Source organism: Limosilactobacillus difficilis, from assembly GCF_947387495.1.
GTDB lineage: Bacteria > Bacillota > Bacilli > Lactobacillales > Lactobacillaceae > Limosilactobacillus > Limosilactobacillus difficilis.
The window spans coordinates 1-321 of the sequence record NZ_CANDNU010000119.1 but is presented as its reverse complement, the minus strand read 5'-3'; the positions used below and the strand labels follow the sequence as shown (position 1 = coordinate 321).

Annotated in this window: 1 protein-coding gene; it reads left to right on the top strand. The window is 41.4% G+C overall.

Going from position 1 to position 321, the window contains the following annotated elements; translation table 11 throughout:
* Window positions 1–73: 73 nt before the first annotated feature.
* Window positions 74–321, top strand: a 248-nt coding sequence (locus tag QOR82_RS09210; RefSeq protein ID WP_283584431.1) for a helix-turn-helix domain-containing protein, incomplete at its 3' end; no start/stop codon positions are given.

Below are 321 nucleotides of genomic sequence, written 5' to 3'. Positions count from 1 at the left end.
CAAAAACGCCATTCGGCGTGACATCAGGTATCATATTAAGTGAATCAAACCTATATGAAAGGATGTCCGTCAAATGACGCACTTAAATGATACCATGCCCACTAACCTCTTGGCCACTCATCGCAAATATGCACACCTTACTAAAGAAGAGCGAGTGATGATTGCGACTTTAAAGTCGCAAGGACTTTCCAATCGCGCAATTGGTCGCCAATTAGGAGTTAATCATCAAACGATTAATAACGAGCTCAACCGTGGTACGGTCCGCCAACTTCGTCGTCAAAAATCTAATGGTAAGATTTACGAATATTCTTACTACATCTA